Origin of the sequence: Sorangium sp. So ce117 (assembly GCF_051524395.1) — a bacterium.
GTDB lineage: Bacteria > Myxococcota_A > Polyangia > Polyangiales > Polyangiaceae > Sorangium > Sorangium cellulosum_B.
In genome coordinates this window covers 3262308-3279095 of record NZ_CP150309.1, presented here as the reverse complement: position 1 = coordinate 3279095, position 16788 = coordinate 3262308, and the positions used below count along the sequence as shown (strand labels likewise).

Genomic DNA, 16788 nt, shown 5'->3' with positions numbered 1-16788 from the left:
AAGCGCCGGCGATCCGCGAGGCCCGCCGCCCGGCACCTGCGCACGGCGCTCGGCACGGGCGCTGCAATGGAGATCCGCGACACCATGACAATGCAAGGCACGCCCCGGTACCTGCTCCTGGCACTCCTCGGATCGAGCCCCGCTGCGCTCGGCTGCGTCGCGGCGGCGGACGAAGACTTCCCCGCGCTCGGCGAAGCGGCGCAAGCCGTGCTCAGCGGCGATGAGCCGCCGGCGCCGGCGCCGGCCCCCGATCCGGAGCCGGGCGGCAGCGCTCCGGAGCCTCACGTCATCTCGTTGAACGGCCTCAAAGCCAGCGTCACGCGGGACCCCGACTTCCTCCGCCTTCTCGACCGCCTCAAGCGCGCCCGCCTCGCCGACGGGTCCGAGTTGATCCTCGAGAGCGTGACCGGCGAGAAGGGCGCGCTGCTCAGCAGAGCGATGGCGTACGTGACGTCTTGCGCCCTGGGCGAGGGGCAAAGCCTCGTCGTAGAGAATCCGCGACAGAAGGCGTTCTATCAGTTCGACGGTCTCCACGGCCTTGCCCCGTCCTGGAGCGACCGCGAGCTCACCGATGAAGAGCAGCGCTGGGTGAGCGCTTGCCTGCTCGCGCACGCCAACAAACTCGGCAGACCGGTCCGCTTCTCGCTGCGCGCGCGGCGCGGGACCATCACCCCCGAGGAAGCGATCGACTACACAGCCCAGGAAGCCACGTACTTCGGCGACCTCTTCGGCCTGGAGCCGAAGAGGTTCGCGTGCATCGGCGCGACGATCAACGAGACGGCGATAGAGGGAGGGCGGACTTGCCACGAGTCCAACGAGGAGTGCGAGTTCCAGGTCCTTGGCCGCTGCGCCGCGCATTGCTCCAGCGACGGGGACATCTTCGGGCAGTGCGGGGACGACGACGTCACGTACCGGGAGGTCGTCACGGTCCACAACCTATCGAAGAACGATCGCCCCCCGACCACGCCTGGGGCAACCGGCGTCGGGATCTTTCGCGCAGGCGCCTGGGCGCTCGATCGCAACGGCAATGGATACGACGGCGACGCCGGGATCAGCTTCGCCGTCACCGGCAACACGCCTGTCGTGGGCGACTGGACCGGCAACGGTCACTCGAAGCCCGGCGTGTTCCGCGACGCCGACGGGATGTGGTTCCTCGATCTGGACGGCAACGGCTGGTCGCCCGGCGTCGATCGACAGATCCAGTTCGGGCTGCCCGGCGATGTGCCCGTGGTCGGCGACTGGACCGGCTCCGGGCAGACGCGCGTCGGCGTCTTCCGGGCCGGCGTCTGGGTCTTCGATCTCGACGGCGACGGCTACGACGCGTCCGATCGCGTCCTCCACTGGGGCAGTCCGGGGGACACCCCGGTCGTGGGGAGCTGGGACGGCAGGAGCAAGGCGCGCCCCGGCCTCGTCCGCGTGCTGCCCGATGGCATGATGTACTGGTACCTCGACGTGAGCGGCAAAGGTCTGAACGGCACCTACCGCGAGCTCCAGTTCGGCCTGAGCGGCGACGTGCCCCTCGTCGGCGACTGGACCGGCACCGGCCAGACCCGCGTCGGCGTCTTCCGCAACGGGGAGTTCCACCTCGATCTCAACGGCAACGGGTACGACGGCGAGCTGCCCATCCGCCTCGGCCAGGCAGGCGATATCCCCGTCGTGGGGCGCTGGAGCGGCACCGCACGGAGCCTCGTCGGCGCCTGGCGGCCATCGAACGGGACATGGCTCCTCGATATGAACGGCAACGGCTGGGACGGCGCTGACCGCGCCCTCCAGTTCGGCCTCCCCGGCGACGTCCCCCTCACCGGCTCCTGGTGAGCGAGAGCGGCGGGCACCCGCTTCGGATACGGGCCCATCTCGACGTTTTCGGTGCTCGGCGCACCGGAGTCTCAGGATTGATCATATTTTCCCCACCTCCCTCGCGGCACTCCAGCCCTGGACGAGGGTGAGGAGTTGCTCGTAGCCACGGCCCAAGGTCTGCCAGCCGGGCTCGCCGTTTCGCCGGAGGTGTCCGCCGAGCCCGGCGATGGCCAGGAAGGCATCGCGGGCCGTGGCGTTCTCGGGCAGGGGCTTGCGCGCGAAGACCCGCAGCACCTGGAGCTGGGTGGGCGTGAGCACGGCGGTCGCGGGCTGCTCCGGAGCGCGCCGAGCCTCGCTGCGCAGCAGCAATAGCTGCCAGGCGATGGGCGCGAAGAGCGCCAGCACGTTGCGCAAGCCGTGCAGGTCCTCGATCTGGCGCTTCTCGTAGGCGCATCCGGTCTTCAGGGCCTTGAAGAACTCCTCCACCATCCAGCGCGCCCGGTACCAGTCGACCAGCTGCGTCAGTTGCTCGACGGACTCGACCGGCTCGCTCGTCAGCAGCACCCACTCGACCGGCGCTTCGCCCGGCGGCGGCTCGATCTCCCAGACGCGTACGACCTGAAGCGAGAGCGTCGCCGGCAGCTCGCGCGGCTGGGATCTCGGTCGCCGCAGGGTCACGCGCGTGCTTCCAAGGGCGAGCTTGGCCAAGCGTCCTGCGCGCGGAGGATGCAGCCGTTTCTGTTGAGGGCTGCGATTGCCCGCCGGCCGTGGGGAAAGCTCTACCTCGCGTACGGCCACCGCTTGAACCTGCGCGAGCGCCTGCTCGAGCTTGGCCTCCTCTCCGAGGGCGTCAGCCTCGACGAGGCGATTGTGCGCGAGCCGAATCACGAACCGATGCCCTGCGCTCAAAAGCTGCGCGAACAGGCCGTAGTCGTCGCCTTCGCGGTCCATGACGTGCACCACATCGTGCGGAGCAGCGCCCAAGGCCGCGACTCGCTCCACCTGCTCTCCCCAGCGATCGTGCTCGTTGTCGGTCGTGCCGTCGTCGCGCACGTGCGTGCTCAGATCGAGCACGCCGAGCGGGCGGCGCGTTCCATCGCCGCTGACCGCCAGCGTGAAGTGGGCGAAGAACGTCTGCCCCGAGGAGCGCAGACGTCCGAGCCCTTGCCGCTGGCCGTCCGAGCGGAAGGAGAGGGTCGTGGTGTCATGGATGGCGAGCACGACCGGCTCGGCCTCCATGCGCGCGAGGGTGGCGCGAACATGCGGCGCCAGAATCGCCGCGGGCGTGACGGCGTCGTTGCCGAAGAAACGGTACGCCGCCTCCAGCTCGCTGTCGGACAGCAGCGAAGGGAAGCTCTTGTCCGGCGCTTGCGCCAGCTTCTCCACCAGCTTGGTCTGGCGCTTCGAAAGCCGCGCATCGCCGAAGTGCGCGTCGCTCATCTCCTCGGCGAGTGCCGCTGCGTGCTCTGCTGCGGGTGAACCCATCCGCAGCTTTGATCACGTCGCCCAGCACACATCAAGCGAGATATGTAGGATCCTGAGACCGGAGTGCGCCTGCGCGCCGAAAACGCCGATCTGGACCCGTCTCCTGTGCGGGTGACCGCCGCTCTGTGACGCGGGGTGCCTGGGCGGAGAGATCGGCGCTTTAGAACAATTGATTTGGGACAGCTGATCTCGGGGCCGCGCTGACGCGGGGAGATCGCTGTTAGCAGATAGGCGTGTGTCGTCATGCCGGCGATCCGCGCCATGACCGATGGACCGTAGAAATAAGGATGAAATTTATGAATTCGATGTCGGCCAAGTCCACTACGCTGCTTCTTTTGATCGCCGCTGTCACCGCGGCGGCGGGCTGCGGGGAAGCGCCGATCGACGGCGCCGACGCGATCGAGGGCTCCGTCGGCGAGGCGGACGGCGCGCTCGAGGGCGAGAGCGATGACGAGAGCGACAGCCCGATCTTGCCGCCCATCTCGCGCGTTCGGACGGGCGTCGGGGTCTTCCGGGGGCTGAACAGCTTCGTGCTCGATCGCAACCGCAACGGGTGGGACGGCGACGCCGCAATCAGCTTCTCCGTCGCCGGCAACACGCCTGTCGTGGGCGACTGGACCGGAGACGGGCACGCGAAGACCGGCGTGTTCCGTGACGCCGACGGGATGTGGTTCCTCGATCTCGACAGCAACGGCTGGTCGCCCCGCGGCGATCGGCAGATCCAGTTCGGGCTCCCCGGCGACGTGCCCGTGGTCGGCGACTGGACCGGCGAAGGCCAGACACGCGTCGGCGTCTTCCGGGCCGGCGTCTGGTACTTCGATCTCGACGGCGACGGCTACGACACGTCCGATCGCGTCCTCCAATGGGGCAATCCAGGGGACACCCCGGTCGTCGGGAGCTGGGACGGCAGCGGCAAGGCGCGCCCCGGCGTCGTCCGCGTGCTGCCCGATGGCCTGATGTACTGGTTCCTCAACCTGAGCAGCGATGGACTGGACGGCTCCTACCGCGTGCTCCAGTTCGGCCTGCGCGGCGACGTGCCCCTCGTCGGCGACTGGACCGGCTCCGGCAAGACGCGCGTCGGCGTCTTCCGGAACGGGGAATTCCACCTCGATCTCAACGGCAACGGATACGACGGCGAGGTGCCCATCCTGCTCGGCCAGCCAGGCGATATCCCCGTGGTCGGGCGCTGGAGCGGCACCGCGCGGAGCCTCGTCGGCGCATGGCGGCCGTCGGACGGGATGTGGCTCCTCGACATGAACGGCAACGGCTGGGACGGCGCTGACCGCGCCCTCCAGTTCGGCCTCCCCGGCGACGTCCCCATCACCGGGAGTTGGTGATCGCCGGGAGGGCGCGCGCGTAGAGCCGCGCCACGGCCCCGGCCGGCGCCGCCTCGATCCCGAGCCCGTCGAGCAGCGCCGGCGTCGCGAAGAGGCCGGCGGGCAGGCCGTCCGGGAGCCACGCCGCGACGTCGAGCAGCGGACCCCCTGCCGGCGCGGCGCCGTCGAAGCGCGCCGGGGCGGCGTGAAGGCACAGCGCGACATGGACCCGCGGATCGCGCGCGGACCGCGCCTCTAGCGCGCCGAGGAGCGCGCGCGCCGCGTCGATCGCCGACCGCCGCGCGGCGCGATCGCCGCCGGGGAGCGCGCCCGGCTCGGCGACGTAGAGCGCGGCGTGGCCGGCCTCGACCGCGGCGCGAAAGCCGTGCTCGGCGAGGCACGCCTGGGCGGCGGGGAGGATCGTCTCCAGGTCGTCGAGCAGGCCCGGATCCGCGTCCTCCAGCGCCGCCGCGTCGGCGCGCGCCTCGACGTGGAGGGCGATCGCGAGCCGCTCGGCGCCGGACGGGAGGCCAGCGCGGCCCGCCGCGTCCCGGAGCTCGGCGAGCAGCGCCGCCGCGCCCTGCTGGCGCCGCCCCGGGTCCTTGCTGAGCGCCCGCAGCAGCACCTCGTCGATCGCGGGCGCGACCGGCGCGCGCGCGCTCGGGCGCGCCGGGCGGGCGTGGAGGTGCAGCTGCGGGAGCAGCGTCGACTTCGCCGGGAAGGGCGGCTCGCCGGTGAGCAGGGCGTAGAGGAGCGCGCCGAGCGCGTAGACGTCGGTGCGCTGATCCGTCGGCAGGCCGCGGATCTGCTCGGGCGCCATGAACGCCGGCGTCCCGACCATCTGCCGCGAGCCGGTGATCCCCGGGCCCGGCTCGTCGAGCAGCTTGGCCACGCCGAAGTCGAGGAGCACGACGCGACGCGCGCCGCCTTCGTCCGCGAGGAACACGTTCGAGGGCTTGATGTCGCGGTGCACGATCGCCTGCGCGTGCGCCGCCGAGAGCGCGGCCGCGAGCGGCTCGAGGATCGAGAGCGTCTCGTCGAGCGACAGGCGCCCGGCGGCCGCGAGGTGCGACCGGAGGTCCACGCCGTCGAGCAGATCCATCGCGAAGTACGGGTTCCCGTCCGGGAGCTCGCCGACGTCGTGGACGGCGACGACGTTGGGGTGCCGGATGCGGCCGATCGCGCGCACCTCGCGCGCGAAGCGGAGCGCCGCCTCGCGGCTGGAGACGAGATCGGCGTGGAGCACCTTGAGCGCGCGCGCGGCGCCGCCCCCCTCCGCCGGGACCACGCGATACACCGCGCCCGCGCCGCCGTGGCCGAGCAACGACACGACGATGTAGCCGCCGACGCGATCCCCCGGCGAGAGCGCGCGCCGGTCCCCGGAGGAGCACCCCCGCGCCACGACCGTGGTGATCGGCACAGGCTCGGCGGCGTCGCACTTCACAAGAGATACAGCGTAGCATGCGGGCCGCGGCCGGGGCGCGCGGAGCACCGCCGGGCGCGCTCCGGACTCGGCTTCTCCTGCTCATCGCACTCGCCCCTCGCCCTCGCGGCGCTGGACGCCGCCGCTCGAGAGGTCCTTTGCCCCGCTGCCCACGTTGCCACATCCGGGTGTCCGCCTCGCGCCCGTGTCCCCGCGACGGCTTCACGGCGCCCGCGGCCGCGGTCACGGAGGCGGGCGCCGGGGCGCCGTCGCGCATCGAGGGCTTCGCCGTGGGCGGCGAGCTCGGCCGCGGCGGGTTCTCGGTGGTCTGGGAGGCGACGCGCCGCGACGACGGCGCGGCCGCCGCCATCAAGGTGGCGCGCGCCAGCACCGAGCTCGCGCGAGCGCGCTTCGCGCGGGAGGCAGCGGCGATGTCGCGCGCCGGCGCGCCGCCCGCGCCCGCGCTCCACGCGCGCGGGCAGCTCGACGACGGGCGGCCGTACCTCGCGATGGAGCGGGTGCGGGCGCCGACGCTCGCCCGATGGATCGAGGAGCGCGCCGCGCGCCCAGGCGCGGCGGCCGACCCCGACGGCGCGCTCTCCGTGGCCGCGGCGGTGCTCGAGGCGCTCGGCGCCGTGCACGCGCGCGGCGTCGTGCACCGCGATCTCACGCCGGACAACGTGGCGATCGACGCGACCGGGCCCGCCGTGCGCGCGACGCTGCTCGACTTCGGCCGGGCCTGCACGCTGGGCGGCGGCGCCGCCTCCGCGACGGGCGACGGCGCGGCGTGGGCCCGCGCCGAGCGGACCGGCGCGGGCTTCGCGGTGGGGACGCCCGAGTACATGGCGCCCGAGCAGATCCGCGGCGAGGCGGCGGCGGACGCGCGGACGGATCTCTATGCGTTCGGCGTGATCCTCCACGAGCTCCTCGCGCTGAGGCCGCCTTTCGTCGGCGATCGCAGCGCGATCGAGCACGGCCACCTCCACCTGCGCCCGCCGCGCCTGCCGGAGGAGGCGGGCGTCCCCGACGCGGTGCAGGCGCTCGTCCTCGCCTGCCTGGCCAAGGATCCGGCCGAGCGCCCGCCGAGCGCAGACGCCCTCCGGCGTGCGCTGGAAGCCGCGCTCCCGCGCGGGCTGGACGATGCGCGCCGCCGAGCGCCGGGCGCCGCGCCCGGGGCCGCCGCCGCGCCCGGGGCCGCCGCCGCTCCCATGGCCGCCGCCGCGCCCGCGCCGGCCGAGATGCCTGCCGCGGCCACAGCGAAGGCGCCGGCCGCGGCGCTCATCGCGGAGGGCCGCCGGCTGATGGCGCTCGTCGCCGTCGAGACCACCGCCGACGCCGCGCAGGTCAGCGCCGCCGTCGCGCGGCGCGCGGGCTTCGTGGCGCGGCGCCGCGGTCGACGCTTCGTCGCGGTCTTCTCGGGCGCCGACGTCGAGGCGCCGCTCGCGGCCGCGCTCGCCGCCGCCGAGGACCTCACCCGCGGCGGGGAGGCGCGCGCCGCAGTCCACCTCGCCCCGCTCCGCAGCCGCCCGCGCAGCGACGGCCCCCCCGCCGTCTACGGCGCGGCGGTGGAGCAGCCCGAGACCTGGATCCCGGGGGGCGCGGGGGCTCCCGTGGTGCTCACCGAGGCAGCCGCCCGCGCGCTCCCGGCGGCCCGCGCCGGCGCGGGCGCGGAGGTGGACCTCCTGCGGCCGCGCGCGGGACCGCCGCTCGTTCTCGTCGGCCGCGACGACGTCCTCGATGCGCTCGCCGGCAGCGCCGGCGCCTGCTTCGCGCGCGGCGCGCCGGGGCTGTTCACGCTCCTCGGCGAGCGCGGCCTCGGCAAGTCCCGCCTCCTCGCCGAGGCGGCCGCGCTGGTGCGGCGCCTCCGGCCCGACGCGGCGGTGATCGCTGCCGCCGCGGAGCCGCCCGCGGCGGGGGACCCGGCGCGGCCGCTGCAAGAGCTCCTGCGCCAGGCGCTCGCCGGGGCGCCGCCGGGCGACGAGCACGGCCCGCGCGCGCTCGCCGCCGCGCTGCGCGCGCGGGCGCGCGGCGGGCCGATCGCGGTCGTCCTCGACGACGCGCACTGGGCGCCCGACGGCCTCCTCGACGCGCTCGAGGTCGCCACCCTGGACGGCGAGCGCGGGCCCTGCTGGGTGCTCGTCGCCGCGGATCCGCGGCTCGCCGCCGCGCGCCGGGGGTTCGGCGCGCGCGCCGCCCGGAGCGACGCGCTCACCCTGGCCCCGCTCGACGCGGCCACCGGCGTCCGGCTCGCCGCCGCGCTCCTCGCGCCCGCGGAGTACCCGCCCGCGGCCGCGCTCGAGCGGCTCCACGGGTGGGCCGGCGGCAACCCCGCGGCGCTCGTGGAGCTCGCGGCCGCGCTCAAGGAGGCCGGCATGGTGCGCCGCGCGCGGACGGGCAGCTTCTACCTCGCCACCGCGGCGCTCGACCGCATCCCGCCCTCCCCCGCGTGGCAGTGGCTCGCCACCCGCCAGCTCGACCTCCTGCCGCGGGAGATCTCGGCGTGCGCCCGGCTGTGCGCGGTCCTCGGCGTCACCTTCAGCGCCGCCGAGGTCGAGCGCGTCCAGCGCGCGCTCGAGCGCGGCGGCGGCGCGACCACGCCCGTCGACGCGCGCGCCGGCCTGCGCGCGCTCCGCGACCACGGCCTGCTCGAGCAGCGCGCGCCCGATCGGTTCGCCTTCCGGAGCGCCGCGCTCCGCGACGCGCTCTACGGGATGCTCGACCCGTCGCACCGGGATCGCGTCCACCAGGCCGCGCTCGAGGTGTGGCGGGACGCCCAGGATCCAGGCGCGGACGCGCTCGAGCGCCTCGCCCTGCACGCCGCGGCGGTGGGCGCGCGCGCGGAGGCCGCGGCGGCGTCGATCCGGCTCGCCGAGGCCGCGCTCGCGGCGCACGAGCACGTGGCCGCGGACGCCCATGCAACGCGCGCGCTCGACGTGCTCGACGCGATCGACGTGATCGAGGCGCCAGGAGAAGCGCCGGGAGGTGTGCCCGGCGAGGCGCTCGGCGGCTCGGGCGGCCTGGTCAGGGCGCGCGCGCTCACGCTGCGGGGCGCGGCGCGCTACCCGATCTCGCGCACGCGCGAGGCGCTCGAGGACCTCGCCGCGGCGGCCGCCTCCGCGCGCGCGATGGGCGCCGAGGCGCTGCTCTGCGAGGCCCTGCTCGAGGAGGCCGCGGCGCTCGATTGGGACAACGACTTCGCCGGCTCGGCGGCGCGCGTCGAGGAGGCGCGGCCGATCGTCGCGCGCCTCGGCGACCGCCGGCTCTCGCGCCGCTTCCTCGTGGCCGAGGGGCGCTGCGCCTGGCGCCACGCGCGCGTGCCCGAGGCGGTCGAGCAGCTCGGCCGCGGCGCGGCGATGGCCGAGGCGGACGGAGACTACGAGGCGCGCGTCGTCGCGCTCCTCCTGCTCGCGTGCGCGCTGGTGGTGGCCGGTCGGCTCGCGGAGGCCGAGGCCCGCTTCGACGAGGTGATCGCGCTCGCGGCCGGGGCGAAGGACAGCGTCCACCTCTGCGTCGCCTACTGCAACCGGTTCTTCCTGTGGACCGCGAGGGATGCCCTGGACCGCGCGATCGACGACCTCCGGCGCGCGGTCGATCTGGCGCGCGAGGTGGGCAACCCGTGGCCCGAGCGCGCTGCGACCGGCAACCTCGCCGAGCAGCTCTTCTGGAACGGGAGCGACGACGAGGCGCTCGAGCTGGCCCGCCGGGGCCGCGCGCTCGAGGAGCGCTTCATGGAGCGCCCGGTGGTCGAGCTCTCGCTGATGCTCGCCCGGCTCCACGCCGCGCGCGGCGAGGACGCCGAGGCCGCGGCGGCGGTCGCGTGGATCCGCGCGAGCTGCCCGCCCGGCCCTGCGGCGCCGAACGCGCAGACCTTGCTGGACGCCGTGGCGCTCGCGATCGGCGCGCCCGGCGGCGCGAGCTGGGAGGAGACGCTCGCGCGGTCGCGCGGCCTGCTCCCGATCGAGCGGCTCGAGGCGCTCTACTTCCTGGCGCGCGCCGCCCGCCGCGCCGGCCGGGAGGCCGATGCGCGCGCGGCCTTCGCCGAGGCCCGCCCGCTGCTCCCGTCGGGCCTCTCGTTCGCCCGGCGCTTCGCCGCGCTGGGGATCGAAGGGTGAGTGAACAGGCCCGGCTGCGCTGTGGCATCGCCAGTTCGCGACCCATCGTCCGCGTGGATCCTCCCTGTCTTCCCGGCGGAGCCCTTTTGCCCTCTCGATCCGCCCTCGGACGCCCTCCGCGCTCGCGCGGCCACTTGCGACCAGGGAGCCATCGCTCAACTTGTTCAGCGTCGATGAGGCACGCTCGTCGCTGAAACGCGGCGATTATCAACGTTTCCCATCGCGCGCACCGATGAGCGACAAACGCCGTGCGCAGGAGATCTGACCATGAACACGCGATGGATCATCTCGATTGTGGCGCTTCTCTCCTCGATAGGGATGGGCGCCGCGGGCCGCGCAGCACACGTGGAGGAGCCTGCGACGAACAATCTGGCACCCGCCGAAGCTCCGGCGAACGGCGCATCGGCGGACACCCCGAGCGTCGATTCGCCGTTCGAAACGCCAGACCAGTCGTGCAAGCTGGACAACTGTCTCCGCCCTCATGACCCCTGCACGTGCAGCAATACCGGGTGGGCTGGATATTGCGGAACCGGTTCCCACCACCCTGGGTGCCTCTACTGCCGCTGCGATTGACAGAGGCCGGCGGGAAGCGTGGTCGCCGGGGCGCGGGCGGTGTCGTGCTAAGATGCCGTCGTGCCGAAGGAAAAGGCCAGGCCTGGCGAGACGTTGATCGGGCGCAACAAGCGCGCTGGCTTCAATTACGATCTCGGCGACCGGTTCGAGGCGGGCATCGTCCTCAAGGGGAGCGAGGTGAAGATGCTTCGCGCCGGCAAGGCCGACTTGACCGACTCGTTCTGCACGGTCCTCCGGGGCGAGGTGTTCTTGCAGGGCGTGAGCATCGCCGCGATGGCCAGCGCCGCCTTCGGCCACGTGCCGAAGGGCGCGCGCAAGCTCCTCCTCCACCGGCGCGAGATCGAGCGCATCGACCTCTCGATCGCCCGCGAGGGGATGACCGCCGTCGCGACCCGGCTCTACTTCAAGAGCGGCCTTGCCAAGGTCGAGATCGCGCTGGCACGGGGGAAGAAGAGCCACGACAAGCGCGAGACCATCAAGGAGCAAGACGCCGAGCGCGAGATGCGCGCCGTGGTGGTTCATGGACAACGAGGGTACGGACGCGCGTGACGCTCCTGCGAGCCCGCGGAGGACCCAGCTCGGGCGTCGATCGCAGGCCGGCGCCCTCCTGACGAGCCGGCTCGTCTCGCCGGACGTTTTCGCGACGTCTTCGCCCCGAACGCCGCCCGCCGTGGAGCGCGCGATGACGTAGGATGGCGCGCGTTGGCCCGCCCGAAACGCCCGCCGTCAGGCCCCCACCCGCTCGAGCTGCCGGGCGACGCCATGCGCGAGATGGTCGAGCTCGCGATGGACCGCATCGTCCAGCACATCGAGAGCCTGCCGGAGCAGCCGATGCACGCGACGCGGGGAGGCAAGCGGGTCGCGCGCTCGCTCCGCGAGCCGCTGCCGGAGCGCGGCGTGCCTTATGAAAATCTCCTCCGGAAGCTCTTCGGCAAGCTCATCCCGATGAGCCTGAACACGGCGTCCCCCGGTTACATGGGGTACATCCCGGGCGGCGGGCTCTTTCACGCGGCCGTGGCCGATCTGATCGCGGACGCGGTGAACCGGTATGTGGGCGTCTTCCAGGCCGCCCCCCTGCTCGTCCAGATCGAGGCGAACGTGATCGCCTGGTTCTGCGCCATGCTCGGCCTGCCCGAGGGCTCCGGGGGGATCCTCACGACGGGCGGCTCGCTCGCCAACCTCGTCGCGGTGATCACCGCGCGCCGCGAGCGCCTCCCGCCGGATTTCCTGCGAGGGACCCTCTATGCCTCGGAGGAAGCGCACCACTCGGTGACGAAGGCCGCGCTCCTCGCCGGCTTTCCGCCGGAGGCCGTGCGCGAGATCCCGGTGGACGGGCGCTTTCGCATGCGGGCCGACGCGGCGGCGGAGGCGGTCGCGCGCGACCGGGCGCGCGGCCTCTCGCCTTTCCTCCTCGTCGCCTCCGCGGGCACGACGGGCACCGGCGCGATCGACGATCTGCCCGCCCTCGCCGGCCTCGCCGAGGCCGAGCGCCTCTGGCTGCACGTCGACGCGGCGTACGGCGGCTTCTTCGCGCTCACCGAGCGAGGGCGCGCGGCGATGCGGGGGATCGAGCGCGCCGATTCGGTGACGCTGGACCCGCACAAGAGCCTCTTCTTGCCGTATGGGACGGGCTGCCTCGCGGTGCGCGATCGCGAGGCGCTGCGGCGCGCGCACGCGCTCTCCGCCTCGTACATGCCGCCGATGCAAGCAGAGGACGATCTCGTGGACTTCTGCGCGATCAGCCCCGAGCTGTCGCGCGACGCGCGCGGGCTGCGGGTGTGGCTGCCGCTGAAGATGCATGGGGCCTCCGTCTTCCGGGCCGAGCTCGACGAGAAGCTCACGCTCGCGCGCGGCGCCGCCGACGCGCTCCGGCAGATGGCGCACATCGAGGTCCTGGCGGAGCCCGAGCTGTCGCTCCTCGCCTTCAGGGCGCGCCCGCCCGGCGTCGACGGCGGGCCGGCGCTCGACGCGCTGAACCGGCGCCTCCTCGCGCGGGTGAACGCGAAGCAGCGGGTGCTGCTCACGGGCGTGGTGGCCGGGGGCCGGTTCCTGCTGCGGATCTGCATCCTGAGCTTCAGGACACACGCGGACCGGGTGAACGCGGCGCTCGCCGACGTCGCGTCGAGCCTCGCGGAGGTGCTGGAAGAGCTCCGCGAGGGGCGGCTTTCGCCCGCGCGGGAGGGCGATCAGCGCGGAGGAGCGGACGACGACTGAAGGGGCACGACAGACCGCTCGCCCGGCGCCGGCTCAGCTCGGTCTCGTGTTCTGCTTCCCTCCCTGGATCACCTCGTTGCGTCGTCGGGTCAAGCGGGCTCCCGGACGGGCAACGCTGCCTGGTCGAGGAGCGTGAAGGCGCGGAGCACCTCGGCGACGCTCCACGCCTGGGCGATGCAGCCGCGCGGCGCGAAGGGGGCGTCACCATCGAAGATCTCGCTGATCGAGCCGAGGCCGGCGGCGTTGATGTGGTCGCCCATCGGCGCGAGCAGCCGGCGCGCTGCGTCGGGATCGCCATAAACGCGGAGGTGCGCCTCGATGAACGGGCCAATGAGCCAGGCCCACACCATGCCCTGGTGGTAAGCGGCGTCGCGGCGCTCCTGATCGCCGCCGTAGAACCCCTGATACGCCGGATCCGACGGGGCGAGCGAGCGCAGCCCATACGAGGTCAGGAGCGCCCGCGCGCACGCGTCGACAACGGCGCGCTGTCGCTCGGGGGAGAGCGGGCTCTCGGGGAGCGACACGGCGAAGATCTGGTTCGGCCGGAGCGCCGTCTCGGCGCCCGCAGGCCCGTCGAGGACGTCATAGCAGTAGCCCGCGGCGGCGTTCCAGAAGCGCTCGAAGGACGCGAGGGCCCTCGCCGCCATCCCCTGATACGGCTCGGCGGGCTCGCCGAGCCGGGCGGCGAAGACGACCATCGCCCGCAGCGCGTTGTACCAGAGGGCGTTGATCTCGACCGGCTTGCCGATGCGCGGCGTGATCACGTGATCGCCGACCTTGGCATCCATCCAGGTGAGCTGGACGCCGTCCTGTCCGCCACGGAGCAGGCCATCGCCCGGATCAACCTGGATCCCATACCGCGTGCCCCGGATATGCCAGTCGACGATGCCCCGCAGCACCGGGAACAGATCGCGCAGGAGCCCGTCGTCGCCGGTCGCCTCGTGACAGGCGCGGATGGCCTGGAAGTACCAGAGCGTGGCGTCCATCGTGTTGTATTCGGGGTGCGCGGCGCCGTCGGGGAACCGGTTGGGCAACATCCCCTGATCCACGAAGGCGGCGAACGTGCGGAGGATCGGCGCGGCGATGCTCGCCTGTCCCGTCGAGAGCGCGAGGCCGGGGAGGCTGATCATCGTGTCGCGGCCCCAGTCCTCGAACCAGGGATATCCGGCGATGACGCTCTTGCCGGGGGTGCCGCCGGGGGTCAGCGCGCGGTCCACGACGAACTGGTCGGCGGCGAGGACGAGCTGCGAGACCCAGCCGGGGGCGGCGGCCGCGGCCGACGGCCGCGCCCCGCTCCACGCCGAGAGGAGGGCCCGATCGCGCGCGCGGCGGCGCGGGAGGGCCTCCCGATCGACAGCGGTGGCGCCGTCTCCGGCGGCGGCGAGGAACACCACCGTCTCGCCGGGCAGGAGGGTCGCCTCGAAGGTCGCGACGTGGAGGTGGTCGTCGCGGTCGAGGAGCCCGCGCGCCGTCTCCGCCGGGAGCGCGAAGCCGCGGTAGAGCTCCGTCGCGGGGGTGGCCGCGCCGCCTTCCAGCTTGAGGAACAGCGGCAGCGCGTCGCCGGCCGTGACGACGCGGACGCCGCCCGAAGCGGCGCTGACCTCGGCCGGCCACGCGACGGTGCCTGTGTTGTGGAAGACGCGGTTGTTGGCGATGGCGCGCGCGGTGAGGCGCAACGGCTCGCGCGCCTGGAGCGCGGTGTAAGCGACGTACGTGGTGTTCTTGCCGTGCTCCATCCAGACGCGCTTTTCGAGCAGCGCGTCGGCGCAGGCGTAGCGCCAGCAAGGGATCGACCCCTCGAGCGCGAAGTGCTCGATGTTGACGAAGCCGCTCGGCGCGACGGCGCCGCTTGCCCAGCGGTTGGTCGCGAGGTCCCAGGCCGCGCCGCGGTAGGTGACGGTCTCGTCGAGCTTGACGAGCATCAGCCGCCGATCGACGGGCGGCCGCAGGGCGGCGACGAGCAGCCCGTGGTAGCCGCGCGTGAGCGAGCCGGCCACCGTCCCGGAGCCATAGCCGCCGATGCCGTTGGTGACGAGCCACTCGCGGTCTTCGGCGATCCTCAGGTCGCCGCAGATCTCCCTCCCCATCCCGACCATGCGCTCCTCCTCCGGGACTTCTATCGCCTACCGAACCGGCTCGACGCAACCCTCGAATTCGCCGACGGGCCCTCGGCCGGCCTCGCACTCGGCCGATCCCTCCCGACACCACGTTGCCGCCCCCGCGGCGCGCTATCGCTCGCCGACGACAGGCAGCGACCGGCGCGCCGGCGTGTCCTCGGAGGACGGGATGCGCGGCGGATCGGCCCACGACCCGAACCCCTGCGGCTTGGCTCCGGCGGGGTGACCGCCGATCGCCGTCCACAGCAGCCCCTCCACGTACGAGGACGGCGAGACAACGAACGTCACGTCCTTCGGCGCGGGGCCGTAGGCCTCGGTCCAGGCCGTGGGCAGCTCGTACCAGACGCCGGAATACCACATCTTGATGATGTTGCGGGCGATCGGCCCGAGCTTCTCGTGGCCGAAGATCTCCCGGCGCAAAAAGGCGTCACGCGCCAGGCGGTCGCTCCCCTGCCCCGCCCCGCCGTGGATCGCGAGCAGCTCGTCCACAACGGCGGCGCCGACGACATCATCGGCGGACTTCAGATACGCCTCGGCCTGCCCTGTCCCATGCAGATCGAAGACGGCAAAGGCGGTCACCTCCGCGGAGAAGGCGAGGAATCGATCGAGGCGGCTCGACGCCGCGCTCGCGCCGGCGACCGCGGCAGGGGCGTCCGCGTCCGGGTAGAGCTCGAAGGTCGGCGCGGCGGTGAACTCGCTGTTCGGCAGCGGGTTGCGGATCAGCTGGGTGATCAGGTTGCGGAACTCGAACATCTGCGGCACGGCGCTCATCAGCAGCGCCGGCTCGCCGTTGTAGGCCCGCGTCAGGGTCTCGAGGAACTTCGCGTATGCGCGGTTGAAGGCCACCGCCATGTCGTGCAGCTCGGAGCCGGCCGGCAGCTCGGCCAGCTTGACGTCCGTCTTGATGGGATACGCGCCCTTCCAGTCGACGGTGAACGCCGGCCCGGTCGGCTGGCCCGGCTGGTCACCCGGCTGGTAGTAGCGCCCCTGGGTGAGCTGTTCGAAGCGGTAATAGTGCGACAGCTCCTTTTCCCGGTCGTAGATGCTGGACTCGGTGCCCTCGCCCTGCTCCATGATCAGGGTGATGGCCCGGCGCGCGCTGGCCAGATCGATCACGGGCAGCAGCGCGCCGCCGCCGGAATAGTAGTACTCCGAGGTGATCTGCCGCCCGCGATCGCCGGTGAAGATCGTCTCGCCCCGGGCCTGCGCCTCCGCCTCCAGGCGCACGAGGCCGTCCTCGATGGCCGCGTAGAACTCGCCGATGCTATAGTACTGCATCTCGGAGTCTTCGGGGTGCGCGCCCAGCACCGTGGCGCCGGCCGGAGCGGCGCGGCGGACGAGCCGCCCGCCTGCCTTCTTCGGCCGCTCGATCTTCTTGAAGGTCTCGATCGCCTCGATGCCGAAGGGGGCGATGTGGACCTGGAAGTCGGTCTCGCCGTCCGGCAGGTAGGCGGGGTAGCTGGGCACGAAGCCCTTGACCGTCAGATCGGGCGTGCCCTTGACGGCGTTCAGCAGGTTCGCCGCGAGGGTCAGGTGGAGCATCTCCTCCACCGCCACCACGCGCAGGATGTGGACGGCATCCGGGTTGGTCCCCGGCTTGATCGAGTAGAGCGCCGCGAGGTACGGCGGGATCGTGGCGTGCTCCAGCTGGAGCGCGTGCTGCAGGTAATGGTGCAGCTCGGTGAGGGTCTCGATCTTGTTGCGCGGCGCGGGGGGTTCGGATCGTCTGGAGTTGATCATGGGCGGACCTC

8 protein-coding genes and 1 pseudogene are annotated in these 16788 nt (G+C 73.2%); 5 read left to right on the top strand and 4 right to left on the bottom strand.

Going from position 1 to position 16788, the window contains the following annotated elements; all coding sequences use genetic code 11:
• Positions 1–84: 84 nt before the first annotated feature.
• The gene (locus tag WMF46_RS12435) at positions 85–1815 is read left to right on the top strand and encodes a hypothetical protein (protein ID WP_437985811.1); all 1731 of its coding nucleotides are present in this window, start codon (positions 85–87) and stop codon (positions 1813–1815) included.
• An 81-nt stretch (positions 1816–1896) separates the two neighbouring features.
• Here WMF46_RS12435 and WMF46_RS12430 read toward each other — a convergent pair whose 3' ends face one another.
• Positions 1897–3282, bottom strand: a complete 1386-nt coding sequence (locus WMF46_RS12430; RefSeq protein WP_437985810.1) for an IS4 family transposase — start codon at positions 3280–3282, stop codon at positions 1897–1899.
• A 296-nt stretch (positions 3283–3578) separates the two neighbouring features.
• Here WMF46_RS12430 and WMF46_RS12425 point away from each other — a divergent pair, with 296 nt between their 5' ends.
• Positions 3579–4619: a hypothetical protein gene (locus WMF46_RS12425; RefSeq protein ID WP_437985809.1), complete on the top strand. Its 1041-nt coding sequence runs from the start codon at positions 3579–3581 to the stop codon at positions 4617–4619.
• On the opposite strand, the gene WMF46_RS12420 is transcribed toward WMF46_RS12425, so the two are convergent.
• Entirely contained in the window at positions 4603–6042 is a 1440-nt protein-coding gene (locus tag WMF46_RS12420) for a serine/threonine-protein kinase (RefSeq protein WP_437985808.1), read from the bottom strand. The genes WMF46_RS12425 and WMF46_RS12420 overlap by 17 nt on opposite strands.
• Positions 6043–6209: 167 nt before the next feature.
• On the opposite strand from WMF46_RS12420, the gene WMF46_RS12415 reads away from it, so the two are divergent.
• From WMF46_RS12415 to WMF46_RS12405, 3 genes are all read left to right on the top strand, one after another.
• Positions 6210–10133 (top strand): protein kinase domain-containing protein, encoded by a 3924-nt coding sequence (locus WMF46_RS12415; protein WP_437985807.1) that lies wholly within the window; start codon positions 6210–6212, stop codon positions 10131–10133.
• A gap of 633 nt (positions 10134–10766) precedes the next feature.
• Positions 10767–11255 (top strand): SsrA-binding protein SmpB, encoded by a 489-nt coding sequence (smpB, locus tag WMF46_RS12410; RefSeq protein WP_437985806.1) that lies wholly within the window; start codon positions 10767–10769, stop codon positions 11253–11255.
• 153 nt (positions 11256–11408) lie between these two features.
• Positions 11409–12920 carry a pyridoxal phosphate-dependent decarboxylase family protein gene (locus WMF46_RS12405; RefSeq protein ID WP_437985805.1) on the top strand — a complete coding sequence of 504 codons (1512 nt, stop codon included), beginning with the start codon at positions 11409–11411 and terminating at the stop codon, positions 12918–12920.
• Between the two features lie 89 nt (positions 12921–13009).
• Here the strand turns inward: WMF46_RS12405 and WMF46_RS12400 are convergent, their stop codons facing one another.
• Positions 13010–15016 carry an amylo-alpha-1,6-glucosidase gene (locus WMF46_RS12400; RefSeq protein ID WP_437985804.1) on the bottom strand — a complete coding sequence of 669 codons (2007 nt, stop codon included), beginning with the start codon at positions 15014–15016 and terminating at the stop codon, positions 13010–13012.
• Between the two features lie 651 nt (positions 15017–15667).
• Positions 15668–16777: pseudogene (locus WMF46_RS12395) on the bottom strand (ferritin-like domain-containing protein); the annotation flags it as partial.
• Positions 16778–16788 lie beyond the last annotated feature (11 nt).

What these genes read in the sequence shown, in the direction of transcription:
- WMF46_RS12425 (WP_437985809.1), top strand. Translation starts at nt 3,579, where the DNA reads ATGAATTCGATGTCGGCCAAGTCCACTACGCTGCTTCTTTTGATCGCC.
- WMF46_RS12430 (WP_437985810.1), bottom strand. Translation starts at nt 3,282, where the DNA reads ATGGGTTCACCCGCAGCAGAGCACGCAGCGGCACTCGCCGAGGAGATG.
- WMF46_RS12435 (WP_437985811.1), top strand. Translation starts at nt 85, where the DNA reads ATGACAATGCAAGGCACGCCCCGGTACCTGCTCCTGGCACTCCTCGGA.
- WMF46_RS12400 (WP_437985804.1), bottom strand. Translation starts at nt 15,016, where the DNA reads ATGGTCGGGATGGGGAGGGAGATCTGCGGCGACCTGAGGATCGCCGAA.